Origin of the sequence: Streptomyces sp. JHA26 (assembly GCF_002005565.1) — a bacterium.
Classification (GTDB): Bacteria; Actinomycetota; Actinomycetes; order Streptomycetales; family Streptomycetaceae; genus Streptomyces.
In genome coordinates, this window is the sequence record NZ_BDJC01000004.1 from 25,257 (window position 1) to 51,182 (window position 25,926).

At 71.2% G+C, this 25,926-nt stretch carries 23 protein-coding genes and 1 riboswitch; of the genes, 13 read left to right on the forward strand and 10 right to left on the reverse strand.

Annotated features, from left to right (window positions below):
- Positions 1-23: 23 nt before the first annotated feature.
- The 6 genes from JHAT_RS03415 (at position 24) to JHAT_RS03440 (ending at position 7,240) form a co-directional block, all read left to right on the forward strand.
- Positions 24-1,352, forward strand: a complete 1,329-nt coding sequence (locus tag JHAT_RS03415) for an HD-GYP domain-containing protein (RefSeq protein ID WP_077796524.1) — start codon at positions 24-26, stop codon at positions 1,350-1,352.
- Between the two features lie 83 nt (positions 1,353-1,435).
- Entirely contained in the window at positions 1,436-2,680 is a 1,245-nt protein-coding gene (locus JHAT_RS03420) for an HD-GYP domain-containing protein (protein WP_077796693.1), read from the forward strand.
- A gap of 114 nt (positions 2,681-2,794) precedes the next feature.
- The gene (locus JHAT_RS03425; RefSeq protein WP_077796525.1) at positions 2,795-3,775 is read left to right on the forward strand and encodes a hypothetical protein; all 981 of its coding nucleotides are present in this window, start codon (positions 2,795-2,797) and stop codon (positions 3,773-3,775) included.
- A 71-nt stretch (positions 3,776-3,846) separates the two neighbouring features.
- A complete protein-coding gene (def, locus tag JHAT_RS03430) occupies positions 3,847-4,497 on the forward strand; it encodes a peptide deformylase (protein WP_077796526.1) in 651 nt (216 codons plus the stop codon).
- Between the two features lie 284 nt (positions 4,498-4,781).
- Positions 4,782-5,867 (forward strand): epi-isozizaene synthase, encoded by a 1,086-nt coding sequence (gene cyc1 / locus JHAT_RS03435; RefSeq protein WP_077796694.1) that lies wholly within the window; start codon positions 4,782-4,784, stop codon positions 5,865-5,867.
- A complete protein-coding gene (locus JHAT_RS03440; protein ID WP_077796527.1) occupies positions 5,864-7,240 on the forward strand; it encodes a cytochrome P450 in 1,377 nt (458 codons plus the stop codon). The genes cyc1 and JHAT_RS03440 overlap by 4 nt, the downstream gene beginning before the upstream one ends.
- A gap of 18 nt (positions 7,241-7,258) precedes the next feature.
- On the opposite strand, the gene JHAT_RS03445 is transcribed toward JHAT_RS03440, so the two are convergent.
- Entirely contained in the window at positions 7,259-8,227 is a 969-nt protein-coding gene (locus tag JHAT_RS03445) for a GlxA family transcriptional regulator (protein ID WP_077796528.1), read from the reverse strand.
- 93 nt (positions 8,228-8,320) lie between these two features.
- Between JHAT_RS03445 and JHAT_RS03450 the strand changes: the two genes are divergently transcribed.
- Positions 8,321-8,590, forward strand: coding sequence for a hypothetical protein (locus JHAT_RS03450; protein ID WP_077796529.1), 270 nt, complete (start codon positions 8,321-8,323; stop codon positions 8,588-8,590).
- Here JHAT_RS03450 and JHAT_RS03455 read toward each other — a convergent pair.
- The 6 genes from JHAT_RS03455 to JHAT_RS03480 all read right to left on the reverse strand — a co-directional run bounded on the left by JHAT_RS03455 (position 8,503) and on the right by JHAT_RS03480 (position 15,593).
- Positions 8,503-9,543, reverse strand: coding sequence for a ribonucleotide-diphosphate reductase subunit beta (locus tag JHAT_RS03455; protein WP_077796530.1), 1,041 nt, complete (start codon positions 9,541-9,543; stop codon positions 8,503-8,505). The two genes, JHAT_RS03450 and JHAT_RS03455, sit on opposite strands and share 88 nt — an antisense overlap.
- Positions 9,543-11,924 carry a ribonucleoside-diphosphate reductase subunit alpha gene (locus tag JHAT_RS03460; protein WP_077796531.1) on the reverse strand — a complete coding sequence of 794 codons (2,382 nt, stop codon included), beginning with the start codon at positions 11,922-11,924 and terminating at the stop codon, positions 9,543-9,545. Before JHAT_RS03460 ends, JHAT_RS03455 begins: the two co-directional genes overlap by 1 nt.
- A gap of 124 nt (positions 11,925-12,048) precedes the next feature.
- Positions 12,049-12,218: riboswitch (cobalamin riboswitch) on the reverse strand.
- 16 nt (positions 12,219-12,234) lie between these two features.
- Complete coding sequence (locus JHAT_RS03465) at positions 12,235-12,741, reverse strand: GNAT family N-acetyltransferase (protein WP_077796532.1); 507 nt, start codon at positions 12,739-12,741, stop codon at positions 12,235-12,237.
- A 73-nt stretch (positions 12,742-12,814) separates the two neighbouring features.
- Entirely contained in the window at positions 12,815-14,425 is a 1,611-nt protein-coding gene (gene mctP / locus JHAT_RS03470; protein ID WP_171990729.1) for a monocarboxylate uptake permease MctP, read from the reverse strand.
- Complete coding sequence (locus JHAT_RS03475) at positions 14,422-14,679, reverse strand: DUF3311 domain-containing protein (protein ID WP_077796533.1); 258 nt, start codon at positions 14,677-14,679, stop codon at positions 14,422-14,424. Before JHAT_RS03475 ends, mctP begins: the two co-directional genes overlap by 4 nt.
- Positions 14,680-14,828: 149 nt before the next feature.
- Complete coding sequence (locus JHAT_RS03480) at positions 14,829-15,593, reverse strand: GntR family transcriptional regulator (protein WP_077796534.1); 765 nt, start codon at positions 15,591-15,593, stop codon at positions 14,829-14,831.
- Between the two features lie 454 nt (positions 15,594-16,047).
- Between JHAT_RS03480 and JHAT_RS03485 the strand changes: the two genes are divergently transcribed.
- The 4 genes from JHAT_RS03485 to JHAT_RS03500 all read left to right on the forward strand — a co-directional run bounded on the left by JHAT_RS03485 (position 16,048) and on the right by JHAT_RS03500 (position 20,709).
- Positions 16,048-17,310, forward strand: coding sequence for an extracellular solute-binding protein (locus tag JHAT_RS03485; RefSeq protein WP_077796535.1), 1,263 nt, complete (start codon positions 16,048-16,050; stop codon positions 17,308-17,310).
- Between the two features lie 88 nt (positions 17,311-17,398).
- On the forward strand, positions 17,399-18,385 hold the full coding sequence (locus tag JHAT_RS03490) for a carbohydrate ABC transporter permease (protein ID WP_077796536.1): 987 nt from the start codon (positions 17,399-17,401) through the stop codon (positions 18,383-18,385).
- Positions 18,382-19,212, forward strand: coding sequence for a carbohydrate ABC transporter permease (locus JHAT_RS03495; protein WP_077796537.1), 831 nt, complete (start codon positions 18,382-18,384; stop codon positions 19,210-19,212). Before JHAT_RS03490 ends, JHAT_RS03495 begins: the two co-directional genes overlap by 4 nt.
- A gap of 9 nt (positions 19,213-19,221) precedes the next feature.
- Positions 19,222-20,709: a glycoside hydrolase family 3 protein gene (locus tag JHAT_RS03500; RefSeq protein WP_077796538.1), complete on the forward strand. Its 1,488-nt coding sequence runs from the start codon at positions 19,222-19,224 to the stop codon at positions 20,707-20,709.
- A gap of 108 nt (positions 20,710-20,817) precedes the next feature.
- On the opposite strand, the gene nagB is transcribed toward JHAT_RS03500, so the two are convergent.
- Positions 20,818-21,603, reverse strand: a complete 786-nt coding sequence (gene nagB / locus JHAT_RS03505) for a glucosamine-6-phosphate deaminase (RefSeq protein ID WP_077796539.1) — start codon at positions 21,601-21,603, stop codon at positions 20,818-20,820.
- 540 nt (positions 21,604-22,143) lie between these two features.
- On the opposite strand from nagB, the gene JHAT_RS03510 reads away from it, so the two are divergent.
- A complete protein-coding gene (locus tag JHAT_RS03510; protein WP_077796540.1) occupies positions 22,144-23,619 on the forward strand; it encodes a sensor histidine kinase in 1,476 nt (491 codons plus the stop codon).
- Positions 23,620-23,798: 179 nt separating this feature from the next.
- Here the strand turns inward: JHAT_RS03510 and JHAT_RS03515 are convergent, their stop codons facing one another.
- Complete coding sequence (locus JHAT_RS03515) at positions 23,799-24,056, reverse strand: WhiB family transcriptional regulator (protein WP_003973730.1); 258 nt, start codon at positions 24,054-24,056, stop codon at positions 23,799-23,801.
- Positions 24,057-24,375: 319 nt separating this feature from the next.
- Positions 24,376-25,344 carry a diacylglycerol kinase family protein gene (locus JHAT_RS03520; protein WP_077796541.1) on the reverse strand — a complete coding sequence of 323 codons (969 nt, stop codon included), beginning with the start codon at positions 25,342-25,344 and terminating at the stop codon, positions 24,376-24,378.
- 116 nt (positions 25,345-25,460) lie between these two features.
- Between JHAT_RS03520 and JHAT_RS03525 the strand changes: the two genes are divergently transcribed.
- The gene (locus JHAT_RS03525) at positions 25,461-25,913 is read left to right on the forward strand and encodes a hypothetical protein (protein WP_077796542.1); all 453 of its coding nucleotides are present in this window, start codon (positions 25,461-25,463) and stop codon (positions 25,911-25,913) included.
- The last annotated feature ends 13 nt before the right edge of the window (positions 25,914-25,926 follow it).

Genomic DNA, 25,926 nt, shown 5'->3' on the forward strand with positions numbered 1-25,926 from the left:
GGAACGGTCGGGGGGAGGCGCTCATGGACGGGGTACCGGCACGGGCGCGTGCGTATGTCGCCGGTGTCGTTCTCGCCGCCCTGCTCTGCCTGCGCCCGCCGGCCCAGGCGTCCACCCCCTGGTGGGCCGTCCTGCTGCTCGCCGGGCTGTACGCGGGCTGCGAGCACGTCGCCCGGTCCCGGTTCGTCGGGACCTGCTACCCCGTCCTGCTCGCCGGGGCCTTCCTGCTCCCGCCGCACGCCGCCGCGCTCGTGGCGCTGCCGGGGGCCCTGCTGTCCCCGGTGACGCGGCGGCCGACCGCCCTGCGGCGGGCCTGGCGGGCCGCGCAGCTGACACTCGCCGTGTGGGCCGCGGCCCGGGTGTACGGGGAGTGCGGCGGGCGGGACGCGGTCGCGGGCCCGGACTTCCCCTACGCGCTCGTACCGGCGGGTGCCGCGGTGCCCGCCTTCTGCCTGGTGCTGGCCCTGCTGGACGGCGGGATCCTGACGCTGGCCGACCGGGTGCCGGCCCGGCGGGCGTGGCGGGGGCTGTTCTCCCGTTCGCTCGCCCCGATCGCCGTGCACGGGCTCGCCGGTCTCATGATGGCCGTCCTGTGGCGCAGCCCCTACGGTCCGGTCGCCGCGCTGCTCGTGCTCCTGCCCATGGGCGTGGCCTGGTGGGCGTTCGCCCAGTACCACCGGGAGAGAGCCGCGCACCAGGCGACCATCCGCGCCCTGGTGCAGGCCGTCGACATCAAGGACGGCTACACCCGCGGACACAGCGAACGGGTCGGCCACGCCTCGATGATGATCGCCCGCGAGCTGGGCCTGGACGACGAGCGCGTCGAGACGCTCCGCTTCGCCGGGATCCTGCACGACGTGGGCAAGCTCGGGGTGCCCACGCGACTGCTGCGCAAGGACGGTCCGCTGACGCCGGAGGAACGGCGCGTGATCGAGCTGCACCCCGAGTACGGGCACGAGATGGTGCGCGGCATCCGCTTCCTCGGCGAGGCCCGGGCCGCCGTACTGCACCACCACGAACGCCTGGACGGCAGCGGATACCCCTACGGGCTGGCGGGCGGCCAGATCCCCGAGTCGGCCCGGGTGGTCGCCGTCGCCGACGCCTTCGACGCGATGACGTCCACCCGGTCCTACAGCAGGGCGAGGCCCGTCGCGGCGGCCCTGGAGGAACTCCGGCGGTGCGCGGGAACCCACTTCGACCCCCGGATGGTCGGGGCGCTGGTGCGGGCCCTGGAACACCACGGCTGGCACCCGGCGGTGACCTCCGACGGCACCCCCGCCCGCCCGCCCCGGCCGGCCGGCACCCACAGCCGGGACGCGCACGACGGCGTGGCGAAGAAGGGAGCCCCGTGACGGCGCCGGGGGCGACGGAGGGGCTCCACCCCGCACGCACCGGCCGCGACCGTGCCGGTGCGTGGTGGCCGCGCGCGCACGCCGTGACGGCGTCACGGGCCCCGGCGGTGCTCCTGACGCACGCCGGGGCCGCCCTCCTCGCGCTCGTGTGCCTCGCCTCCGTGCTGTGGTCGGGCATCGTGGAGCGCCCCGCCGCGCTCGCCTTCGGCCTGCTCGTCGCGCTCGGCGAGCTCACCCGCCGGACCGGGGGCGAGGGACGGGAGACGGCCCCCCTCGGGACCGCCGGGGCACTGGCGTACGCCCTGCTCGGGGAGAACGCCGGACGGCCCGTGCACCACGGGGTCGCCCAGACCGTCACCGTGGTGCTCGTCGCCTCGCTGCTCGGCAGCGTCCCGCACGTCGCGCGCGGTGACGGCCCCGTGCTCGACCCCCTGGCACGGCGCCTGCTCACCGTCGCCTTCGCCGCCGTGTGCTTCCGGCCCCCGGCCGGGCAGGGCACCTTCCGCGACTGGGGCGGCCCCGCCCACGCGCTGCTGCTGGTCGCGCTGCTCGCCCTGACGGCGCTGTGCGACGCCGTGCTCGCCGCGGCACCGGCGCACGCGCGCACCGGATGGCCCTTCGGCCCGCTGCTGCGCGAGGAGCTGCGGGCCATGGTCGGCATCACCTCCGCGGTGTGCGCCACGGGGGCGGTGATGGCGCTCGCGGTGGCCGTCGCGGGACTGTGGGCGCTGCCCGTCTTCTGCGTGCCGCTGCTGCTCACCCAGCTGTCCTACCGGCGGTACGCCGCCGTCCGCGCCACCTACCGGCAGACCATCGCCTCCCTGGCCCGGTCCACCGAGATCGCCGGGTACACCCCCGCCGGGCACGCCCGCCGCGTCGCCGAGCTCAGCACGGCCGTCGGACGGGACCTGGGGCTGTCCGGGCCCGAGCTGACGGTGCTGGAGTACGCGGCCCTCATGCACGACATCGGGCAGCTGAGCCTCGTCGACCCGGTCCCGGCGGGCGCCACGGCCGGTCTGCCCGTGACCGAACAGCGGCGGATCGCGCTGCTCGGCGGGGCCGTCGTCCGCCGGACCGGCGTCGACGCGGCGGTCGCCGTGGTGGTGGAGCGGCAGGCCGACCCCTGCCACGAGCAGCCGGTCGCCGCGCGGATCGTGCGCGCGGTGAACGCCTACGAGGAGAAGGCGCGGGACGCCGGGCCCGGCGGGGACCTCACCGCGCTGGAGGAGCTGCGCCTGGCCACCGCGGGCGACTACGCTCCCGACGTCGTGGAGGCACTGGCCCGGGTGCTCTCCCGGGGCAGCCTTACCTCGCCCCCGGCTGGGTAACCCATGGGTAATGAGCGCCCTCCGAGCCGTACATGGTTTGATGCGCAGGAGAGGGTGTCCGGGGGCGCGGAAAGGCACAGCCAGCCCACAGAACGGAACTGGCAGGCGGGAATCGTGAGGATCTTCGGCAAGGGACGGCACCGGCCCTCCGCCTCCTGGCGGCAGGCCACCGACCGGGCGTTCACGCTGATCGGCGACGGTCGCTACGAGGACGCGGGCGCGCTGCTGACGCGGGCCGCCGACCTGGAACCCTGGCTGTCGGAGTCGTGGTTCAACCTCGCCCTGCTGCACAAGTTCCGGCACGACTGGGAACAGGCGAGGGCGGCGGGCCTGCGGGCCGTGGCGCTGCTCGACCGGGACAGCGGGGCGCCCGACTGGTGGAACGTCGGCATCGCCGCGACCGCCCTGCAGGACTGGCCGCTGGCCCGTCGCGCGTGGCAGGCCTACGGGCTGAGGACGCCCGGCGACGCCACGGACGCCGGTGAGCCCCTCGGCATGGACCTCGGCAGCGCGGCCGTACGGCTGTCCCCGGAGGGCGAGGCCGAGGTGGTGTGGGGGCGGCGGCTCGACCCCGCCCGCGTCGAGGTGCTGTCCATTCCGCTGCCGTCCTCCGGGCGGCGCTGGGGCGAGGTCGTGCTGCACGACGGCGTCCCGCACGGGGAGCGGACCACGGCCGCCGGGCACGCCTACCCCGTCTTCGACGAGATCGAGCTGTGGGCGCCGTCGCCCGTGCCCACCTGGGTGGTCCTCCTGGAGGCCGCGACCGAGGCCGACCGGGACGCCCTGGAGCAGCTCGCCGCCGACGCCGGGTTCGCCGCCGAGGACTGGTCGTCCTCCGTGCGGCTGCTGTGCCGCATGTGCTCGGAGTCCCGGATGCCGTCCGACGAGGGCGACGGCGAGCACCTCGACCCGCACGACCACAGTGAGCCGGGTCATCCGGGGCCGCTCGGGCACCGGACGGACGGGCAGCTGTGGGTGCCGGAGCGGGAGTGCGGGGTGGCCGCGCCGGCCTCCCTGGTGCGGGGGCTGCTGGACGGGTGGGTCGCGGACAGTCCGGACTCCCGGGACTGGCGTGATCTCGAAGAGGTCTGCTGAGGCCGCCGCCCGTTCCCCGTACCCTGTAACAGGCATCAACCCGGGTTTCATGAGGAAGGCGTACGTCGGTCATGGCGCAGCAGGACACCGATCAGCAGCACGCGGGCGTGCTTCCCGTGGACGACGAGGGCTTCGTCGTCGACACCGAGGACTGCGAGGAGCGCGAGACGGCCTGGCGTGAGCGCGGTACCTCGCGTCCGATCACGGTGGTCGGCAATCCGGTGCTGCACAAGGAGTGCCAGGACGTCACCGACTTCGGCGAGGAGCTCCAGCAGCTGGTCGCGGACATGTTCGCCAGTCAGCGCACCGCCGAGGGCGTGGGCCTGGCCGCCAACCAGATCGGCGTCGACAAGAAGGTCTTCGTCTACGACTGCCCCGACGACGAGGGCGTCCGTCACGTCGGCGTGGTCTGCAACCCGCGGCTCGTCGAACTGCCCGCCGACCGGCGCCGCCTGGACGACAGCAACGAGGGCTGCCTGTCCGTGCCGACCGCCTACGCGCCGCTGGCCCGCCCCGACTACGCCGAGGTGACCGGGCAGGACGAGCAGGGCAACCCGGTCAAGGTGCGCGGCACCGGCTACTTCGCGCGGTGTCTGCAGCACGAGACCGACCACCTCTACGGGTACCTCTACATCGACCGGCTCTCCAAGCGCGAACGCAAGGACGCGCTGCGGCAGATGGCGGAGAACGAGCCGCGCTACCCCGTGGTCGCGAACGACTGAGACCTCACCCGGCCTCACAAGTCCCAGACGAACGGCGTCCGTTCGGGTCCGACCCGAACGGACGCCGTTCGTCTGCTTGTCACCCGTTCGATCCCTGTCGCCCTCCCGGTGATTCCGAAGCCGACACACAACAGGAGAATTCAGGCGCCGCAGGGTAGTGAATGGAGCAAATCCGTTCCCAGAGCCGTCAGTTGTGGTGCTGAATGGAAGAACGGGGATACGCAACGGCGCACGCCCCGCTCTCGCGGAGGAGTGCGCCATCGGCGGCTGAGAGGGGTTTGTTCGTGCATGCTTTCTCACACGGCACCACAGCGACACCGACCACGACCGCAGTTCCACCGCAGCTCTCACTCCCGGTGATCGAGGCGGAATTTCCCCGGCAACTGCACCCGTATTGGCCGAAGCTCCAGGAGAACACCCGCACCTGGCTGCTCGAAAAACGGCTCATGCCGGCGGACAAGGTGGAGGAATATGCCGATGGCCTGTGCTACACGGACCTCATGGCCGGCTACTACCTCGGCGCCCCCGACGAGGTCCTGCAGGCGATAGCCGACTACAGCGCGTGGTTCTTCGTCTGGGACGACCGGCACGACCGGGACATCGTCCACGGCCGTCCGGTCGCCTGGCGGCAGCTGCGGGACCGGCTGCACACGGCACTGGACTCACCCGGGGACCACCTGCACCACGAGGACGCGCTGGTCGCCGGGTTCGCCGACAGCGTGCTGCGGCTGCACGCCTTCCTGACGCCGACGTGGAACACCCGGTTCGCCCGGCACTTCCACGCGGTGATCGAGGCGTACGACCGGGAATTCCGCAACCGCACCCATGGAATCGTGCCCGGCGTCGAGGAGTACCTCGAACTGCGCCGGCTCACCTTCGCGCACTGGATCTGGACCGACCTGCTGGAGCCGAGCGCGGGATGCGAATTCCCGGAGACCGTGCGGAAGCACCCCGCGTACCGGCGGGCGGCACTGCTGAGCCAGGAATTCGCGGCCTGGTACAACGACCTCTGCTCACTGCCCAAGGAAATAGCGGGCGACGAGGTCCACAATCTCGGAATCAGCCTCATCACCCACCAACGGCTGACCCTGGAAGAAGCGATAGAAGAAGTCCGGCGGCGGGTCGAGGAATGCATCACGGAATTCCTCGCCGTCGAACAGGACGCCTTGCGGTTCGCCGACGAACTCGCCGACGGAACCGTACGCGGAAAGGAACTGAGCGGCGCCGTGCGGACCAGCGTCGGCAATATGCGGAACTGGTTCAGTTCCGTCTACTGGTTCCACCACGAGTCCGGCCGGTACATGGTCGACAGCTGGGACGACCGGTCCACGCCCCCGTACGTCAACAACGAAGCGGCAGGTGAGAAATGACCGTCGAGTCCGTCAACCCCGAAACCACGACAGACCACCCGCGGGAACTGCGCGAGCCGCCCGTCGCGGGCGGCGGCGTCCCGCTCCTCGGCCACGGCTGGAGGCTGGCCCGGGACCCGCTGGCCTTCATGGCCCAGCTGCGCGACCACGGCGACGTCGTGCGCATCCGGCTCGGTCCGAAGACCGTGTACGCGGTCACCACCCCGGCGCTCACCGGCGCCCTCGCCCTGAGCCCCGACTACCACATCGCCGGTCCGCTGTGGGAGTCGCTGGAGGGCCTGCTCGGCAAGGAGGGCGTGGCGACCGCCAACGGTCCGCTGCACCGGCGCCAGCGGCGCACCATCCAGCCCGCCTTCAAGCTCGACGCGATCCCCGCCTACGGGCCGATCATGGAGGAGGAGGCGCACGCGCTCACCGAGCGCTGGCAGCCGGGGCGGACGATCGACGCCACCTCCGAGTCCTTCCGCGTCGCCGTGCGCGTCGCGGCCCGGTGCCTGCTGCGCGGCCAGTACATGGACGAGCGCGCCGAACGCCTGTGCGTCGCCCTCGCCACCGTCTTCCGCGGCATGTACCGGCGGATGGTCGTCCCGCTGGGACCGCTGTACCGGCTGCCACTGCCGGCTAATCGAAAATTCAACGACGCACTGGCCGATCTGCACCTCCTGGTCGACGAGATCATCGCCGAACGCCGCGCATCCGGCCAAAAGCCGGACGATTTGCTGACGGCTTTGCTGGAGGCGAAGGACGACAATGGCGACCCCATCGGGGAACAGGAGATCCACGACCAGGTCGTCGCGATACTCACCCCCGGCAGTGAAACCATCGCCTCCACGATCATGTGGTTGCTTCAGGCACTTGCCGAACACCCGGAACATGCCGACCGCATACGCGACGAAGTCGAAGCGGTCACCGGTGGGCGCCCCGTGGCATTCGAGGACGTCCGCAAGCTCACGCACACCGGCAATGTCATCGTGGAGGCCATGCGTTTGCGCCCCGCCGTGTGGGTATTGACGCGCCGCGCCGTGGTCGAGACGGAACTCGGTGGCTACCGCATTCCAGCCGGGGCGGACATCATCTACAGTCCGTACGCAATCCAGCGCGACCCGAAGTCGTACGCCCGCAACCTGGAGTTCGACCCGGACCGATGGCTCCCGGAACGCGTGACGGAACTGCCGAAATACGCCATGCGGCCGTTCAGCGTGGGCAATCGCAAGTGCCCCAGCGACCACTTCTCCATGGCGCAGCTGACGCTGATCACGGCGGCGCTCGCCACCAAGTACCGCTTCGAGCAGGTGGCGGACTCGAACGACGCCGTGCGCGTGGGCATCACGCTGCGTCCGCACGACCTGCTGATCAGGCCCGTGGCGCGGTGAGCGCCGCGGTGCCGCGGCTCAGGCGGCGGCCTCGGGGCCCCGGAACGTGCGCCGGTAGGCGTACGGGGTGGTGCCCAGCGCCCTGACGAACTGGTGCCTCAGGGCCGCCGCCGTACCGAAACCGGTGCGCCAGGCGATCGCGTCCATCGTCTCGTCCGTCGCCTCCAGCAGCCGCTGGGCCAGCAGCACGCGCTGGCGCAGGATCCAGCGGTAGGGGGTCGTCCCCGTCTCCTGCTGGAAGCGGCGGGCGAAGGTGCGCGGTGACATGTGCGCCCGGGCCGCCAGCTGCTCGACGGTGACCTCCTCGTCGAGGTGCTGTTCCATCCAGGCCAGCACCTCGCCGACGGTGTCGCAGGAGGAGCGCGGCAGCGGCCGCTCGATGTACTGCGCCTGGCCGCCGTCCCGGTGCGGCGGGACCACCATGCGCCGGGCGATCCTGTTGGCGACCTCCGGCCCTTGCTCCTTGCGCACGATGTGCAGACAGGCGTCGATCCCGGCGGCCGTGCCGGCGGAGGTGATCACCGGGTCCTCGTCGACGTAGAGCACGTCGGGCGAGACCACCGCCCGCGGGTACTGCCGGGCCAGCTCGGCCGCGTGGTGCCAGTGCACCGCGCAGCGCCGCCCGTCCAGCAGCCCGGCGGCGCCCAGCACGAACACCCCGGAGCACACGCTCAGCACCCGCGTGCCCCGGTCCACGGCCCGCCGCAGGGCGTCCAGCAGCTCGGGCGGGTACTCCCGGCGGGCGAACTCGTTGCCCGCCGGGACGGTGATCAGGTCCGCCTCCTCGAGACGGTCCAGCCCGTACGGCGTGGAGACGCTCAGCCCGCCGACGTGGGTACCCAGCGCCGGGCCCTCCGCGGAGACCACCGCGAAGTCGTACCCCGGCAGTCCCTCGTCGCTCCGGTCGATGCCGAATACCTCGCAGACCACGCCGAGTTCGAAGGGATGCACGCCGTCCAGCAGGACGGCGGCCACGTTCTTCAGCATGCTGCCAGTGTGCACCGGAAGTGGCAGGAAATCGAGGTCCTACGGCAGTCCTGCCAGTCACGGGGAGGGGACCCGAGCGAGACAGTGGTGTGCATGAACGCAGACCAGACAGAAGCCCTGCTCGGAATGCTCGTGACCTTCGGACTCCTGGTCCTCATGGCCCTCCCGTCGGTGGTCGGCATCGTGCGCGAACGGCGCATCGACCGGCAGATCAGGGAGGCCCACGAGGAACGGGAGCGCCGCGAGGCCGTCTCGCGGGAGGAGATGCGGAGGACTCAGAAGTCCTCGGACAGGTCGACGGTGCCCTCCACCGCCACCTGGTACGCCGAGGGACGCCGCTCGAAGAAGTTGGTCAACTCCTGAACGCCCTGGAGCTCCATGAAGGAGAAGGGGTTCTCGGAGCCGTACACCGGGGCGAAGCCGAGGCGTGTCAGACGCTGATCGGCCACGCACTCCAGGTACTGCCGCATCGAGTCGGTGTTCATGCCCGGGAGGCCGTCACCGCACAGGTCGCGCGCGAACTGCAGCTCGGCCTCGACGGCCTCCCGCAGCATGTCGGTGACCTGCCGGCACAGCTCGTCGTCGAAGAGGTCCGGCTCCTCCTTGCGGACGGTGTCGACCACGTCGAAGGCGAAGGACATGTGCATCGTCTCGTCGCGGAACACCCAGTTGGTGCCGGTGGCCAGGCCGTGCAGCAGGCCCCGGCTGCGGAACCAGTACACGTAGGCGAAGGCGCCGTAGAAGAACAGGCCCTCGATGCACGCGGCGAAGCAGATGAGGTTGAGCAGGAAGCGGCGGCGGTCGGCCCTGGTCTCCAGGCGGTCGATCGACTCCACCGAGTCCATCCACCGGAAGCAGAACTCGGCCTTCTCCCGGATGGACGGGATGTTCTCCACGGCCGCGAAGGCGGCGGCGCGGTCCTCCGGATCGGGCAGGTAGGTGTCCAGCAGCGTCAGGTAGAACTGGACGTGGACGGCCTCCTCGAACAGCTGCCGGCTCAGGTACAGCCGCGCCTCGGGGGAGTTGATGTGCTTGTAGAGGGTCAGCACCAGGTTGTTCGCGACGATCGAGTCTCCGGTGGCGAAGAAGGCCACCAGCCGGCCGATCAGGTGCTGCTCCTCGGGGCTGAGCTTCGCCAGGTCGGCGACGTCCGAGTGGAGGTCGACCTCCTCGACGTGCCAGGTGTTCTTGATGGCGTCCCGGTAGCGCTCGTAGAAGTCCGGGTAGCGCATGGGGCGCAGGGTCAGCTCGAAGCCGGGGTCGAGCAGGTTCTTGGCGGCGGGGTTCACGGTGGTCTCGGTGGTCTCGGTGGTCATCACTGACAGGCCTCGCAGGACTCGGGGTTCTCCAGGGAGCAGGCGACCGCTTCGGGGTCCGGGGTGGCCTGTACGGGGACGGGGACGGCGGCGGTTCGGGCGGCGGCGCGGGCGATCCGGGTCGCCGGGCGCGAGCGCAGGTAGTACGTGGTCTTCAGGCCCTGCTTCCAGGCGTACGCGTACATCGAGGAGAGCTTCCCGATGGTCGGCGTCTCCAGGAACAGGTTCAGCGACTGGGCCTGGTCGAGGTACGGGGTGCGGGCGGCGGCCAGGTCGATCAGGGCGCGCTGCGGGATCTCCCAGGCGGTGCGGTACAGCGCGCGCACGTCCTCGGGGATCCAGGAGAAGCCCTGCACCGAGCCGTTCGCCTCGCGCAGCGCCTCACGGGTGCGCGCGTCCCACACGCCCAGCCGCTTGAGGTCGTCCACCAGGTACGAGTTGACCTGGAGGAACTCGCCGGACAGCGTCTCGCGCTTGAACAGGTTGGACACCTGCGGCTCGATGCACTCGTAGACACCGGCGATGGAGGCGATGGTCGCCGTCGGCGCGATGGCCAGCAGCAGGGAGTTGCGCAGCCCGGTCGTGGCCATGCGCGCGCGCAGCGCGGCCCAGCGCTCCGGCCATACGGGCTCGACGCCGTAGTGGTCCGGGTGCAGCACGCCCCGGGCCGTACGGGTCTTCTCCCAGGCGGGGGCGGGGCCGCTCCGCTCGGCGAGGTCGGCGGACGTCTCGTACGCGGCGAGCATGATCCGCTCGGCGATGCGGGTGGACAGGGCCTTCGCCTCGGGGGAGTCGAAGGGCAGGCGCAGCCGGAAGAAGACGTCCTGCAGGCCCATCGCGCCGAGGCCGACCGGACGCCAGCGGGCGTTGGAGCGGGCCGCCTGCTCGGTCGGGTAGAAGTTGATGTCGACGACCCGGTCCAGGAAGGTGACCGCGGTGCGGACGGTGGCGTCCAGGCGCTCCCAGTCCATGTCGCCGCTCGCCGGGTCGACGAACGCGCCGAGGTTGACCGAGCCCAGGTTGCAGACCGCCGTCTCCCCGTCGTCGGTGACCTCCAGGATCTCCGTGCAGAGGTTGGACGAGTGCACGACGTGGCCCGGCTCGGCGGTCTGGTTGGCGGTGCGGTTGGCGGTGTCCTTGAAGGTCATCCAGCCGTTGCCGGTCTGCGCGAGGGTGCGCATCATGCGGCCGTACAGCTCACGGGCCGGGAGGGTCTTGCGGGCCAGGCCCTTCGCCTCGGCCTGCCGGTAGGCCGCGTCGAACTCCGCGCCCCACAGGTCGGCCAGCTCCGGCACGTCCGAGGGCGAGAACAGCGACCACGGCCCGTCGGCGTCCACCCGGCGCATGAACTCGTCCGGGATCCAGTGCGCGAGGTTCAGGTTGTGCGTCCGGCGGGCGTCCTCGCCCGTGTTGTCCCGCAGCTCCAGGAACTCCTCGACGTCCGCGTGCCAGGTCTCCAGGTAGACCGCCGCCGCGCCCTTGCGCCGGCCGCCCTGGTTCACGGCGGCGACCGAGGCGTCCAGCGTCTTCAGGAACGGGACGATGCCGTTGGAGTGCCCGTTGGTGCCGCGGATCAGCGAACCCCGGGCACGGACGCGGGAGTAGGCGATGCCGATGCCGCCGGCGTGCTTGGACAGGCGGGCGACCTGGTGGAGGCGGTCGTAGAGGGAGTCCAGCTCGTCCTTGGGGGAGTCCAGGAGGTAGCAGGACGACATCTGGGCGTGCCGGGTGCCGGAGTTGAAGAGGGTGGGGGAGGAGGGCAGGTAGTCCAGGCGGCTCATCAGGCCGTACAGGGCGGCGACCTCGTCCACCGCGCGGACCGACTCGTCCTCGGCGAGCCCCGAGGCGACCCGCAGCATGAAGTGCTGGGGCGTCTCGACGACCTTCCGGGTGATCGGGTGGCGGAGCAGGTAGCGGCTGTACAGCGTGCGCAGCCCGAAGTAGCCGAAGCGGTCGTCGGCGGCCGGGTCGATCAGCGCGTCCAGCCGGGCCGCGTGCAGCCGGACGAAGGCGGCGGTGCGGTCGGCGATCAGGCCCTCGCGGTGGCCGGTGGCGACGGACTCCGTGAAGCTGGTGACGCCCTGGGAGGCGGCCTCGGCGCGGATGCCGAGGGTCAGCAGCCGGGCGGCGAGGCGGGAGTAGGCCGGGTCCTCCGAGATCAGGCCGGCCGCGGCCTCCGTGGCGAGCTCCCGCAGTTCCGCCTCGTCGGCGCGCGCGGACCGGCCGCGCAGCGCGGCGGCGGCGACCCGGCCGGGGTCGGCGTCGGGAAGGTCGGAGGTGAGGCCGGTCAGGGTCCGCAGCAGGGCGGCACCGGGTCCGTCGGGTTCCTCGGTCACCGTCACCGGGGTCGCTGGAGCCGGATCGGCTGGCGCGATGGTCACGTGGGGGCTCTCCCTCGCTCGGCACGGGGCCTGGCGGAGGGCAGGGGGCAGCTCACGAGCGCACGCGGCGTCGCGTCCACCGGCCCACTCCACGAGGCCCGGACGTCATGGCACCCGGGCCGGGACGGCCGGGCGCACTGTCGGCAGGTCCTCGGACTGAAGCCCGTACGCGCTCATGCGCACACGTACGAGTACACCGTTGCGGGACAGTTCCGGACTCGCACCGGATTCCCCTGCGGCGACAGCGAGCATGAGCATACATCTTGTGCCGCGACCCGCGAGCACCCCCAGATGTTGTGCCGCGCCGGTGTCAGAGGGGCAGCCGGTAGGTGAGCAGCACGATGTCGTCGAGCTCCGGCAGCGGGTTCCAGTCGCGCTCGGGGGTGCGGGCGAAGCCCAGTCGTTCGTAGAGCCGGTGGGCGGTGTGCATCGTCCGCTGGGTCGACAGCACCAGGCCGGTGCAGCCCTCGACGGCCCGGGCGCGGTCCACGCAGGCCCGTACGAGTGCCTCGCCCGCACCGCGTCCCCGCGCCTCGCGGGCGACGGCGAGCATGCGTATCTCGGCCTCGCCGTGCCGGGCGATGTCGGCCATGGGGCCGCCGGACGGTACGAAGGTCACGCCGCCGAGGACGCGGCCGTCCGCGGCGGCGACCAGCACCTCCGCGGACGCCGCCCGTGCGGCCACGTCCCGCAGTTCGCCGAGGTACGCGTCGGCCTCCCCGAAGTCGAGGAGGCCGTCCTGGAGGTAGGCCCGCGCGGTGATCTCACCGAGGGTGTCGTACTCGTCGGCCGCTGCGTGCCGGATCATGAAGTCCATGCCGCCGAGTGTGCCCGACGGGTACGGCGACGGGCCGCCGGATCCCTCCGACGGCCCGTCGCCCGTGCGTGGGTCAGTGCGAGGCGCCCGCCGTGGCCGGCGGCAGCTCCGTCTGGACGCCCGGGTCGCCCACGTCCGCCGTGTAGTCGCCCGGCTGCGTCTCGTCGACGCCGTCGGGTGCCTTGACGGCCCTCAGGACGAAGGTCAGGACCACGGTGACCAGGACGTTCAGCACGAAGGCGGTGAGACCGATGTAGCCGATCTCTCCGATGCCCGGGATCTCCTTCGAGGAGCCGCCGAAGTGCTCCTGCGTCGGCGAGGCGACCCCGTACGCGGCGGCCGTGCCGTAGACCATGCCGACCGCCCAGCCGGCGAGCAGGGCCCAGCGGTGGAACCAGCGGGTGAACAGGCCGCCCACCAGGGCCGGGAAGGTCTGCAGGATCCAGATGCCGCCCAGCAGCTGGAAGTTGATCGCGACCGTCTTGTCCATACCGAGGACGAAGATCAGCGCACCCACCTTGACCAGCAGCGACACCAGCTTGGAGACCTTGGTCTCCTGCTCCGGGGTGGCGTCCGGCCTGATGAAGTCCTTGTAGATGTTGCGGGTGAAGAGGTTCGCGGCCGCGATCGACATGATCGCCGCCGGGACCAGCGCGCCGATGCCGATCGCCGCGAAGGCCACGCCCGTGAACCAGTCCGGGAACATGTCCTCGAACAGCTGCGGGATCGCCAGCTGGCCGTTGCTCACCTTGACCCCGGCCGCGATCGCCATGAAGCCCAGCAGCGCGAGCAGGCCGAGCATCAGGGAGTACAGCGGCAGGATCGTGGTGTTGCGGCGGATCACCTCACGGCTGCGCGAGGACAGCGTCGCGGTGATCGAGTGCGGGTACATGAACAGCGCGAGCGCCGAGCCGAGCGCCAGCGTGGCGTAGGTCCACTGCTGGTTGCCGTTGGGCAGTACGCCGCCCGTGCCGGCTTCGGCGAACTTGTCGCCGGCGGAGGCGAAGATGTCGTCGAAGCCGCCCAGCTTGATCGGGATGTAGATGATCGCCACGGCGATCACGATGTAGATCAGCGTGTCCTTCACGAACGCGATCAGCGCGGGCGCGCGCAGTCCCGACGAGTAGGTGTACGCGGCCAGCACGCCGAAGGCGATCAGCAGCGGCAGGTCCTTGACGAACCAGTTGGTGTCCTCGCCGCCGCCGACGCCCATCACGTCCAGCACGGCCTGGATGCCGACCAGCTGGAGCGCGATGTACGGCATCGTGGCGAGGATGCCGGTGACGGCGACCGCCAGCGACAGGCCCTTGGAGCCGAACCGGCCGCGCACGAAGTCCGAGGTCGTCACGTAGCCGTGCTTGTGGGAGACCGACCACAGGCGGGGCAGGAAGGTGAAGATCAGCGGGTAGACCAGGATCGTGTACGGCACGGCGAAGAAGCCGGACGCGCCGGCCGCGTAGATCGCCGCCGGCACGGCCACGAAGGTGTACGCCGTGTAGAGGTCGCCGCCCAGCAGGAACCAGGTGATCCAGGTGCCGAACGAGCGGCCGCCCAGGCCCCACTCGTCGAGGCTGTGCTCGTTCTCGGCCCTGCGCCAGCGGGCGGCCAGGAAGCCCATCGCGGTGACGAGCACGAAGAAGAAGATGAAGACGGCGAGTGCGACGCCGTTCACGCCGTCGTTCACTGGGTACCGCCTTCCCGGCGGGCGCGCTGGTCACGCTGCCAGAGCTTGTACGCGATCACCGTCAGCACGGTGGAGATCAGCACCCACGCCATCTGGTACCAGTAGAAGAACGGGATGCCGATGAGGGTGGGGTCGGTCTTGGCGTACGAGCCGACCCACAGCATGGCGACGAAGGGTGCGACGAGACAGAGGGCGATGACGACGCGCACCGGCGTCACCGTCGGCCCTCTGTTCACTTCTGAGGCTTGTGACATGCGGTGGCTCCGTCCCCTCGCTGATCACCTGGTGCAGTGCGCACGAAAATGTAGGTGACGGCGTCGAGAGAGCGGAAGACCTCGTCCGCATATCGGTCCTCAACCGCAATGTCGCGTGCTGCGGGAGGGGGAGCGGGGGACGGGGGCGCTCAGTCCTGGGGCCGCTTGAGCCGGGCCACGAACTTGTAGCGGTCGCCCCGGTACACCGACCGCACCCATTCCACCGGCCGGCCCGTGCGGTCCAGCGAGTGCCGGGAGAGCATCAGCATCGGCAGGCCGACGTCGGTGCCGAGCAGGCCGGCCTCGCGCGGGGTCGCCAGCGAGGTCTCGATGGTCTCCTCGGCCTCGGCGAGACGGACGTCGTACACCTCGGCGAGGGCCGTGTAGAGGGACGTGTACTTCACCAGCGACCGGCGCAGGGCGGGGAAGCGCTTCGCCGACAGATGGGTCGTCTCGATGGCCATGGGCTCGCCGTTGGCCATGCGCAGCCGCTCGATGCGCAGCACCCGCCCGCCCGCCGTGATGTCCAGCAGCCCGGCGAGGCGTTCGTCGGCGGTGATGTAGCCGATGTCCAGCAGCTGCGAGGTGGGTTCGAGGCCCTGGGCCCGCATGTCCTCGGTGTACGAGGTGAGTTGCAGCGCCTGCGACACCTTGGGCTTGGCGACGAAGGTGCCCTTGCCCTGGATGCGTTCGAGGCGGCCCTCGACGACCAGCTCCTGCAGGGCCTGGCGCACGGTCGTGCGCGAGGTGTCGAACTCCGCGGCCAGCGTGCGCTCGGGCGGGACCGGCGTGCCCGGCGCCTGCGTCCGGGTCATGTCGAGCAGGTGCTTCTTCAGTCGGTAGTACTTGGGCACGCGCGCGGTACGGACGGTCGCCCCACCCTCGTTCTCCGCACTGCTGACGTCGGTGCTCATGCTCTGCCTTCCCGGCTCCGGGTGCCGAAGCGACCGACATCCCCTATCGGCCACGGCTCACATCGTGGCACGGGTTGGTGCCGGGAGGATCCCGCACGCTCCGTGATCCCCTCTGTATACCTCCGAGACCCCCGTTGGTCTAGTCCACCGCGCCGCTCCGGAAGCGTTGGTACGCGCCGTACGGCCGGTCCCGGCGCCTCTCCGAGGGGCGGTGGTACACCCGGCGCCGGCCCGTCCGAAGTGTCGCTTGCGCAATGAAAGGTCCCTGCATATCTCGGTCGCATCACGGACGTCCGGGGGGCGCTTGAACACCCTTGACAGCCCTATTGGTCTGGGCCAAGCTCCCCGTACTGGTCTACACCATTGGTCCAGGTCCCGGCCCCATGGGCGGTCCGCGTCGACGAGCAACCGCGGGGAGGCAGGGGGGTTTTGTGGCATCCCTGAGGAGGGTGGCGTGAAGCGCAAGCTGACAGCCGCGATCGGTATCGCGGGCATGATGGTCTCGATCGCGGCGTGCGGGGGCGACGACGGCGACGGCAAGGCCGGGGCGGACAGCCAGACGCTGACCGTGTGGGTGATGGACGGTTCCTCGCCCGACCAGTGGCAGGCGGACCTCGCCAAGGAGTTCGAGGCGAAGACCAAGGCCAAGGTCAAGTTCGAGATCCAGAAGTGGAACGGTATCCAGCAGAAGCTGACCACCGCCCTCTCCGAGGAGAACCCGCCCGACGTCTTCGAGATCGGCAACACCCAGACCCCGGCCTACGCCAAGACCGGCGGCCTCGCGGACCTGAGCGACCTCAAGAGCAGCATCGGCACCGACTGGTCCGAGTCCCTCAACAAGTCCGCCGTCTTCGACGGCAAGCAGTACGCGGCCCCGTGGTTCGTGGTCAACCGCGTGGTCATCTACAACAAGAAGATCTGGGCGGATGCGGGCATCAAGGACACGCCCAAGACCCGCGACGAGTTCTACAACGACCTCAAGACGATCGGCGAGAAGACCGACGCCGAGCCGATCTACCTGCCCGGCCAGAACTGGTACCACTTCGTCGGCCTGGTCATCGGCGAGGGCGGCGAGCTGGTCAAGAAGGACGGCGACAAGTACGTCTCCAACCTGGCCGACCCGAAGGTCGCCGCCGCCACCGAGACCTACAAGAAGTTCCAGGCCCTGTCCAAGGCGCCCAAGGACAAGGACGAGGCCACCCCGCAGCAGGGCGAGATCTTCGCCAAGGGCAAGACCGGCGCCATCATCGGCATGGGCTGGGAGGGCGGCACGGCGATCACCGCCAACCCGGCGATCGAGAAGGACCTCGGCTACTTCACCATCCCGGGCGCCACGGCCGGCAAGCCCGAGGGCGTCTTCCTCGGCGGCTCCAACCTGGCCGTCGCCGCGGGCAGCAAGAAGCAGGAGCTGGCCAAGGAGTTCCTGAAGCTCGCGCTCTCCGACAAGTACGAGGGTGCGCTGGCTAAGGCCAACGGCGTCATCCCGAACAAGGAGTCGCTGCAGAGCAACCTCCAGGGCAACGCCGCCGCCCAGGCCGCCGCGCCGGCCGCCGCGGGCGGTGACACCACGCCGCTGATCCCGGAGTGGGCCGCGGTCGAGAACGACCCCAACCCGATCAAGACCTACCTGACGGCCGTGCTCAAGGGGAAGTCCCCCGCCGAGGCCGCCAAGCAGGTCGAGGGCGAGTTCAACAAGCGCCTGGCGCAGCAGCAGTAGCACCGGGTGAGCAGGGGCGGGGGCCGGCAGGCGACGGCTCCCGCCCCGGCTCGAGCCGGACAGGTCGAGAAGAAGAGAGACCGCGAGCATGACCGTGCAGACCGAACGGCCGCCCCGGGGCCCGTCGGACGTCCGCAAGGCGGACGGCGGGAACACCGGCCAGGCGAAACCGAGAGCCGCGTCCCGCGCCGGCGCGCTCGTCCCGTACCTCCTGCTGCTGCCGGCCTGTGCGGCCACCGTGCTGCTGCTCGGCTGGCCGCTGGTGAAGGACGGACTGCTGTCCTTCCAGAACCTCAACATGGCGCAGCTCATCCAGCACGTCACCGAGTGGACCGGCTTCGACAACTACCAGGAGGTCCTCACCGGCGAGGACTTCTGGCGCGTCACCCTGCGCTCCATCGTCTTCACCGCGGTCAACGTCGTCCTCACCATGGTGGTGGGCGGCCTGATCGGCCTGCTGCTCGCCCGTCTCGGCAGGACGATGCGGTTCGTGCTGATGATCGGCCTGGTGCTGGCGTGGGCGATGCCGGTGGTCGCCGCGACCACCGTCTACCAGTGGCTGTTCGCCCAGCGCTTCGGCGTCGTCAACTGGGTCCTGGACAAGCTCGGCTGGCACTCCATGGCCGACTTCAGCTGGACCGGCAGCCAGTTCTCGACCTTCTTCGTCGTCACCGTGCTGATCGTCTGGATGTCCGTCCCGTTCGTCGCGATCAACCTGTACGCGGCGACCACGACCATCCCCGCCGAGCTGTACGAGGCCGCCTCCCTCGACGGGGCCGGCGCCTGGCGCAGCTTCACCACGGTCACCCTGCCGTTCCTGCGGCCGTTCCTCTACGCCACGACCTTCCTGGAGATCATCTGGATCTTCAAGGCGTTCGTCCAGGTCTACACGTTCAACGGCGGCGGCCCCGACCGTCTCACCGAGATCCTGCCCGTCTACGCCTACATCGAGGGCGTCGGCAACCAGCACTACGGCATGGGCGCCGCGATCGCGGTCCTGACCATCCTGATCCTGCTCGGCCTGACCGCCTACTACCTCAGGATCGTGCTCAAGCAAGAGGAGGACGAGCTGTGAAGCGCTCGCTCTTCGGCCGCCTGTGGCCCAACGTCACGGCCGTCGTCCTGTTCATCGGCCTCGTCTTCCCCGTCTACTGGATGTTCGCCACGGCCTTCAAGCCGACCGGCGACATCATCTCGGAGGACCCGGTCTGGTTCCCGACCGACGTCACCTTCGAGCACTTCAGGACCGCGGTCGACGCCGACCACTTCTGGACGTACGTCACCAACTCGCTCGTCGTCACCGTCTGCGCGGTCGTCTTCTCGCTGGTCATCGCGCTGGCCGGCGCCTTCGCCCTGGCCCGCATGCGGTTCCGGGGGCGGCGCGGCTTCATCGTCGGCTTCATGCTCGCCCAGATGGCGCCCTGGGAGGTCATGGTCATCGCCATCTACATGATCGTGCGCGACGCGTCGATGCTGAACAGCCTCGTGCCGCTCACGCTCTTCTACATGATGATGATCCTGCCCTTCACCGTCCTGACGCTGCGCGGCTTCGTCGCCGCCGTGCCGAAGGAGCTGGAGGAGTCCGCGATGGTCGACGGCTGCACCCGCGCCCAGGCCTTCCGCCGGGTCATCCTGCCGCTGCTCGCCCCGGGCCTGATGTCCACCTCGATGTTCGGCTTCATCACCGCCTGGAACGAGCTCCCCCTCGTCCTGGTCGTCAACAAGGAGGCGGAGTCCCAGACCCTGCCCCTGTGGCTGACCAGTTTCCAGACGGTCTTCGGCGACAACTGGGGTGCGACCATGGCCGCCTCGTCCCTCTTCGCCGTCCCGATCCTGATCCTCTTCGTCTTCCTGCAGCGCAAGGCCGTCAGCGGCCTGACCGCCGGCGCCGTGAAGGGATAACGCCACCCGATGACGACAACCGCCAGCGGCACCGACACGCTCACGCGCGACGCGCTGACCGTCCTCCAGCCCGGTTTCACCGGCACCACCGCCCCCGACTGGGTGCTGCGCCGCCTCGGCGAGGGCCTGGCCTCCGTCGGCCTGTTCGGGCGCAACATCGCCTCGGACGAGCAGGTGGCCGCCCTCACCGCCCAGTTGCGCGCCGAGCGCGAGGACGTGCTGGTCGCCATCGACGAGGAGGGCGGCGACGTCACCCGGCTCGAGGTGCGCACCGGTTCCTCCTTCCCCGGCAACCTCGCCCTCGGCGCGGTGGACGACGTGGGCCTCACCCGGCAGGTCGCCGCCGAGCTGGGCCGCCGCCTCGCGGCCTGCGGCGTGAACCTCAACTGGGCCCCGTCCGCCGACGTCAACTCCAACCCCGGCAACCCGGTCATCGGCGTGCGCTCCTTCGGCGCCGGCACCGACCTGGTCGCCCGGCACACCGCGGCCTACGTCACCGGGCTGCAGTCGGCGGGCGTGGCCGCCTGCACCAAGCACTTCCCGGGCCACGGCGACACCGCCGTCGACTCCCACCACGCCCTGCCGCGCATCGACGTGGACGCCTCGGTGCTGGCCGAGCGCGACCTGGTGCCCTTCCGCGCGGCCATCGCCGCCGGCAGCCGCGCGGTGATGAGCGCCCACATCCTGGTCCCGGCCCTGGACCCGGACCGTCCGGCGACGCTGTCCCGCCGCGTCCTGACCGGCCTGCTCCGCGACGAGCTGGGCTACGACGGCCTCATCGTCACCGACGGCATGGAGATGCGGGCCGTCGCGGGCACCTACGGCATCGAACGCGGCAGCGTCCTGGCCCTCGCGGCCGGCGCCGACGCGATCTGCGTGGGCGGCGGCCTGGCCGACGAGGAGACCGTGCGGCGCCTGCGCGACGCCCTGGTGGAAGCGGTCCGCTCGGGCGAGCTGCCCGAGGAGCGCCTGGCCGACGCCGCCGAGCGGGTGCGCGCCCTGGCCCGCTGGGCGGCGGAGCGGGCCGACGCCGCGCGGTCCGTGCCCGCCGACGGTGACGTGGGCCTGCGCGCGGCCCGCCGCGCCCTGCGCGTCACCGGCGCCGAGGCCTTCACCCCCCTCACCGAACCGCCGTACGTCGCCGCGCTCACCCCCGTCGCCAACATCGCGGTCGGCGACGAGACCCCCTGGGGCGTCGCCGCCGAGCTGGGCCGCCTGCTCCCCGGCACCGGGACCGGCAGTTTCGCCGGGGCGGACGCCGGGGCCGAGGTGCTGGCGGCGGCCGGCCCGCGCCGCGTCGTGGCGGTCGTCCGCGACGAGCACCGCCACCCCTGGATGGCGGCGGCCCTCGACACCCTGCTGGCGGCCCGGCCCGACACGGTCGTGGTCGAGATGGGCGTCCCCGGGGCCGAGCCCCGCGGCGCCCTGCACGTGGCCACCCACGGCGCGGCCCGCGTCTGCGGCCGGGCGGCGGCGGAGCTCGTCGCGGGCGCCTGACCCGGGCGCCGGCCGGCCCGGCACGACGAAGGCGCCGCACCCCCGGTCGGGGGTGCGGCGCCTTCGTCGTGCCTCCGGGTCCGCAGGGGGTGGGCGCGGACCCGTCGGTCAGATGCCCTGCCAGTCGGGCTTGTGGGCGTAGGTGTGCCGGAAGTAGTCGGCGAGCTTCAGCTTGGACGCGGCGGCCTCGTCGACGACGACCGTGGCGTGCGGGTGCAGCTGCAGCGCGGAGGCCGGGCACACGGCCGCGACCGGGCCCTCCACGCTCGCGGCGACCGCGTCCGCCTTGCCCTCGCCGGTGGCCAGCAGCACCAGGTGCCGGGCCTCCAGGATGGTGCCGATGCCCTGCGTGATCACGTGGTGCGGGACCTGCTCGATGTCGCCGTCGAAGAACCGCGCGTTGTCCACGCGGGTCTGCTCGGTCAGCGTCTTGATCCGGGTCCGCGAGGCGAGCGAGGAGCACGGCTCGTTGAACCCGATGTGTCCGTCGGTCCCGATCCCCAGCAACTGGAGGTCCACCCCGCCGGCCTCGCCGAGCGCGCGGTCGTAGGCCTCGCACGCGGCCTGCACGTCCGCGGCCGTGCCGTCCGGGCCCATGAACGCGTCCATGCTGATCCCGAGCGGTTCGAGCACCTCGCGCCGCAGCACCGAGCGGTACGACTCCGGGTGCTCCGCCGGCAGCCCCACGTACTCGTCGAGCTGGGCGATCCGTGCCCGCGCGGTGTCCACGGAACCCGCCCGCACCCGCGCCGCCAGCGCCTCGTACACGGGCAGCGGCGTCGAGCCGGTGGCGACCCCGAGCAGGGCGTCGGGCTTGCGCCGGAGCAACTGCGCCATGGCCTCGGCAATGAGCTCGCCGCCCGCCCTGGCGTCGGGAACGATGACAACTTCCACGCGTGCCTGCCGTTTCGAAGTAAGGGACCCACCCGGTGCCCGGGACTGGCTATGTGGTTTAGACCAATCTAACAGAGGAGGGCCCCGCAGGCGTGTCGAAACGGCGGCCGGACCCGGACGCACGACGGCACGCGCGCGGAAATTGCCCCGGCCGTCCGGCCCCGCTCGTGGGCCGACGGGGTTAGGCTTCAGGCGACAACCGCAAAGACCGTCCACCGCATGGACACGGCTAGTGGTCTAGTCCACAATGGACACCGGACACCGGCCGCGACTCTCGTGCGAGAGGACGTCGAGCTTCCGCCTTCCCCGCACAGGAGGGCGGACCGAGGAACCGGAGCTCTCTGCCCTGACTGCCCCGGCTCCTCACCCTTCGGCCGAACGGGACCGCACACCCCACGGCCGATGTTGCTCCGGGCTGCGGTGCCGGGAGGGTTGAGGGTCCCTCCCAGGCGCCGCGGCCCGCGGGTGTCCCCGGGCCCGGGCGCGGCGGAATCCGGCCGATTTCGATCGCTGTCCGTACCGCCAGGTACGCTCGGCCACGTGCCCTCCATGAACGAACTCGTACGCCAGCACACCGCCCTCGACGACTCCGATCTCGAGTGGCTCCACCTGCTGGTCTCGGAGTGGCAGCTCCTCTCCGACCTCTCCTTCGCCGACCTGGTCCTGTGGGTCCCCACCCGCGACGGCACCCGGTACGTGTCGGTCGCCCAGATGCGGCCCAACACCGGCCCCACCTCGTACCAGGACGACATGGTCGGCCACCTCGTCCCGCGCGGCCGGCGCCCCATGCTGGACGTCGCCCTGGACGAGGGCCGGATCGTGCGCGAGGGCGACCCGGAGTGGCGCGAGGAGGTCCCGGTCCGCGTCGAGTCCATCCCCGTACGGCGCCAGGGACGCGTCCTCGGCGTCATCGCCCGCAACACCAACCTCCTCACCGTGCGCACGCCGAGCCGTCTGGAGCTCACCTACCTCCAGAGCGCCTCGGACCTCGCGCAGATGATCGCCGCCGGCGCCTTCCCGTTCGAGAACCAGCAGGTCGACATGGACGCCTCGCCCCGCGTCGGCGACGGCCTCATCCGCGTCGACGGGGACGGCATCGTCCAGTACGCCTCCCCGAACGCGCTGTCGGCCTACCACCGGATGGGCCTCGCCGCCGACCTGGTCGGCCACCACCTGGGCCGGACCACGGCCGAACTCGCCCCGTCCCGCGGCCCGGTGGACGAGGCGCTCGCCAAGGTGGCCAGCGGCTGGGCGCCGCGCGAGTTCGAGATCGAGGCGCACGACGGGGTGATCCAGTTCCGCGCCATCCCGCTCAAGCCCAAGGGCACGCGCATCGGTTCGCTGGTGCTGCTGCGCGACGTCACGGAACTGCGCCGCCGCGAGCGCGAGTTGATCACCAAGGACGCCACCATCCGGGAGATCCACCACCGGGTGAAGAACAACCTCCAGACGGTGGCGGCCCTGCTCCGGCTCCAGGCCCGGCGCATCGAGTCCGAGCGCGGCCGCGAGGCGCTCGAGGAGGCGGTCCGCCGGGTCGGTTCGATCGCGATCGTGCACGAGACGCTGTCTCAGAACCTGGACGAGCGCGTGGAGTTCGACGAGATCGCCGACCGCGTGCTGGCCATGGTCGCCGAGATCTCGCCCGGCAAGGTGACCGGCCGGCGCGCGGGCCGCTTCGGCATCCTGGACGCCGAGGTGGCCACACCGCTGTCGATGGTGCTGACCGAGGTGCTGCAGAACGCGCTGGAGCACGGCTTCCGCGAGGGTGACACCGGCACGGTCGAGGTCTCCGCGGTCCGCGGGGGCACGACGAAGGAGGCGCGACTGCTGGTCACCGTCCAGGACGACGGTGTCGGCCTGCCCGAGGACTTCGACCCGCACCGCTCCGGCAACCTGGGGCTGCAGATCGTCCGCACGCTGGTCGAGGGGGAGTTGGGCGGCGCCTTCGACATGGTCCCGGCTCCCGAGCGCGGCACCCGGGTGATCCTGGACATCCCGGTGCCGACGGAGAAGTAGGGGCGGCGGGAGCCGACGGAGCGGGGACGGCAAAAAGCCCCGGACCGACGAGGGTCCGGGGCCAGTGCTCATACGATGCGGGGGAGCATCGGGGGTACTGCGCGCTGCGGCTCGGGGGGCGGGAACTGCGTACTCGCTGTACGCGCCGCCAAGCTCAGGCTGTCAGCAGGGGTGACTGATCAGGCGGAGGCCTGACGAGCCCGGTTGCGGGCGGCACGGCGCTTCATCGCGCGGCGCTCGTCCTCGCTGAGACCACCCCAGACGCCGGAGTCCTGGCCGGACTCGAGCGCCCACTGCAGGCACTGCTCCATGACGGGGCAGCGACGGCAGACGGCCTTGGCTTCCTCGATCTGCAGCAGCGCGGGACCGGTGTTGCCGATGGGGAAGAAGAGCTCGGGGTCTTCCTCGCGGCAAACGGCGCGGTGACGCCAGTCCATGGCTGCTACCTCTCCTTGGTATGACTGTGCAGGGTGCTTGTGAATGTGAACGCTTTCACGAATCCCTCAACAAGGGAAGGGCCTACCGCCGGGTTCCCGGTGTGGTCCTTGGGTTTGAAGAGGGGTTCCGGTGATCTGTGGAGGCCGGTGTTGCGGGCCGTCCCGATCGCCAAGAAGAGACTCGCAAACCTCGGCGAGGGATACAACCCCTTCCGGAAAGTTTTTTTTGATTCTTCGGTGTCGACTAGGTCACAGCCGTACTTCTATGGGGTGGACCCTGGCCTAAACGTTCGACTGAAAGGACTTTTGCCGGTTCTGCTCACACAATCACACGCAGTGCACGGCGTACGCCTGTGAACGTCACGCTCGTCCGCAGCCCCAGATGGTCACCGTCCATCTGGAGGGGCAGCGGCACCTTCGAATGCAAGGTGAAGTCGCTCAGATCGTGCAGTGAGACGGCGTGCTTGCCGCGGGGGCCGCGCTCGGGGGACGAAGTGAGCAACTGGGTGCCATACCGGGCAACCGCGGCCGTCGAGAGCCGGCTGAGGCCGAAGACGTCGAGGCCCGTGTCGAACGAGGCCTCGGGCGACGCGTAGATGGGGCGGTTGCCGAGGAACGTCCAGGGGCAGGTGTTCGAGACTATGGACAGCACCAGGCCGGTGACCGGGTCCTCGCCCGCCCGCTCCAGGGTGATCGTCCCGCTGCGGCGGTGCGGCTCCCCGACGAGCTGGCGCACCACCTGGCGGACGTAGAGGGAGTGGGTGGACTTCTTGCCCTGCTCGCGGTGCTGCTCGACCCGGCCGACCACGCCGGCGTCGAAGCCCAGTCCGGCGTTGAAGGTGAACCAGCGGGACGGCACGGCCTCGTCCGCCGAGCCCGGGGTGCCGGAGGCCAGCCCCAGACCGACGGTCCGTTCGCTGCCCTCGCGCAGCGCGTCCAGCAGGGCGCCGGTGGCCTCGACCGCGTGGTTGGGCAGGCCGAGGGCCCGGGCGAAGACGTTGGTGGACCCGCCGGGGACGACCGCGAGACCCGGCAGGTGCTCCGGATCGGGGCCGGCGTGCAGCAGGCCGTTGACGACCTCGTTCACCGTGCCGTCGCCGCCGAGGGCCACCACGAGTTCGATGTCGTCGCTCTGCGCGGCCTGCCGTCCGAGGTCGCGCGCGTGGCCGCGGTACTCGGTGGTGACCGCCTCCAGCTTCATCTCGCTCGCGAGCGCGTGGATCAGCACGTCGCGCGTACGCGCGCTCGTGGTGGTTGCCGCCGGATTGACCACGAGAAGTGCACGCATGGTGTGCAGGGTACCTACTGGGCGGTACCCCGGCCCAGACCGAGGTGGGGGTCGGGCGGGGGAGCGGGGCGGGACCGGTCCGCGGGCGCCGGCGCAAGGAGGGCTACCCTTCAGGGGTGAGCAGTGAGCAGAACCCCACCCCCGAAGCCGAAGCCGCCGAAGAGGCGGGCCCCCGCCCCGGCCGGCTGACCGCCGCGGCCGCGCTCGCCGCGCTGGAGGGGCTGGCGCTCGTCGCCGGCGGCGCCTGGATGCTCGTGGAGGGGCTCACGGGGCAGCCCGACGACCGGACCTCGGCCGTCACCGGCGGCGTCACCCTGATCGTCCTCGCCCTGCTGCCGCTGCTCGCCGCGCGCGGACTGCTGGGCCGGCGCAGCTGGAGCCGGGGGCCCGCGGTGATCACGCAGATCCTGGCGCTGCCGGTGGCCTACAACCTGCTTCAGGCCGACAGCATCGCCATTCCGGCGGGCATCGTGCTCGCCGTCGTGGCCGTCGCGGCGCTGGTCCTGCTCGTGAACCCCACGACGACCCGGGCCCTCGGCATCCGGGGACCGGGCCGCACCGGGGAGTAACCGGCGCCGGCGG

Coding starts and splice junctions, on each gene's coding strand:
- JHAT_RS03415 (WP_077796524.1), top strand. CDS start 24: ATGGACGGGGTACCGGCACGGGCGCGTGCGTATGTCGCCGGTGTCGTT.
- def (WP_077796526.1), top strand. CDS start 3,847: ATGGCGCAGCAGGACACCGATCAGCAGCACGCGGGCGTGCTTCCCGTG.
- JHAT_RS03440 (WP_077796527.1), top strand. CDS start 5,864: ATGACCGTCGAGTCCGTCAACCCCGAAACCACGACAGACCACCCGCGG.
- JHAT_RS03445 (WP_077796528.1), bottom strand. CDS start 8,227: ATGCTGAAGAACGTGGCCGCCGTCCTGCTGGACGGCGTGCATCCCTTC.
- JHAT_RS03450 (WP_077796529.1), top strand. CDS start 8,321: ATGAACGCAGACCAGACAGAAGCCCTGCTCGGAATGCTCGTGACCTTC.
- JHAT_RS03455 (WP_077796530.1), bottom strand. CDS start 9,543: ATGACCACCGAGACCACCGAGACCACCGTGAACCCCGCCGCCAAGAAC.
- JHAT_RS03465 (WP_077796532.1), bottom strand. CDS start 12,741: ATGGACTTCATGATCCGGCACGCAGCGGCCGACGAGTACGACACCCTC.
- JHAT_RS03475 (WP_077796533.1), bottom strand. CDS start 14,679: ATGTCACAAGCCTCAGAAGTGAACAGAGGGCCGACGGTGACGCCGGTG.
- JHAT_RS03480 (WP_077796534.1), bottom strand. CDS start 15,593: ATGAGCACCGACGTCAGCAGTGCGGAGAACGAGGGTGGGGCGACCGTC.
- JHAT_RS03490 (WP_077796536.1), top strand. CDS start 17,399: ATGACCGTGCAGACCGAACGGCCGCCCCGGGGCCCGTCGGACGTCCGC.
- JHAT_RS03500 (WP_077796538.1), top strand. CDS start 19,222: ATGACGACAACCGCCAGCGGCACCGACACGCTCACGCGCGACGCGCTG.
- JHAT_RS03515 (WP_003973730.1), bottom strand. CDS start 24,056: ATGGACTGGCGTCACCGCGCCGTTTGCCGCGAGGAAGACCCCGAGCTC.
- JHAT_RS03520 (WP_077796541.1), bottom strand. CDS start 25,344: ATGCGTGCACTTCTCGTGGTCAATCCGGCGGCAACCACCACGAGCGCG.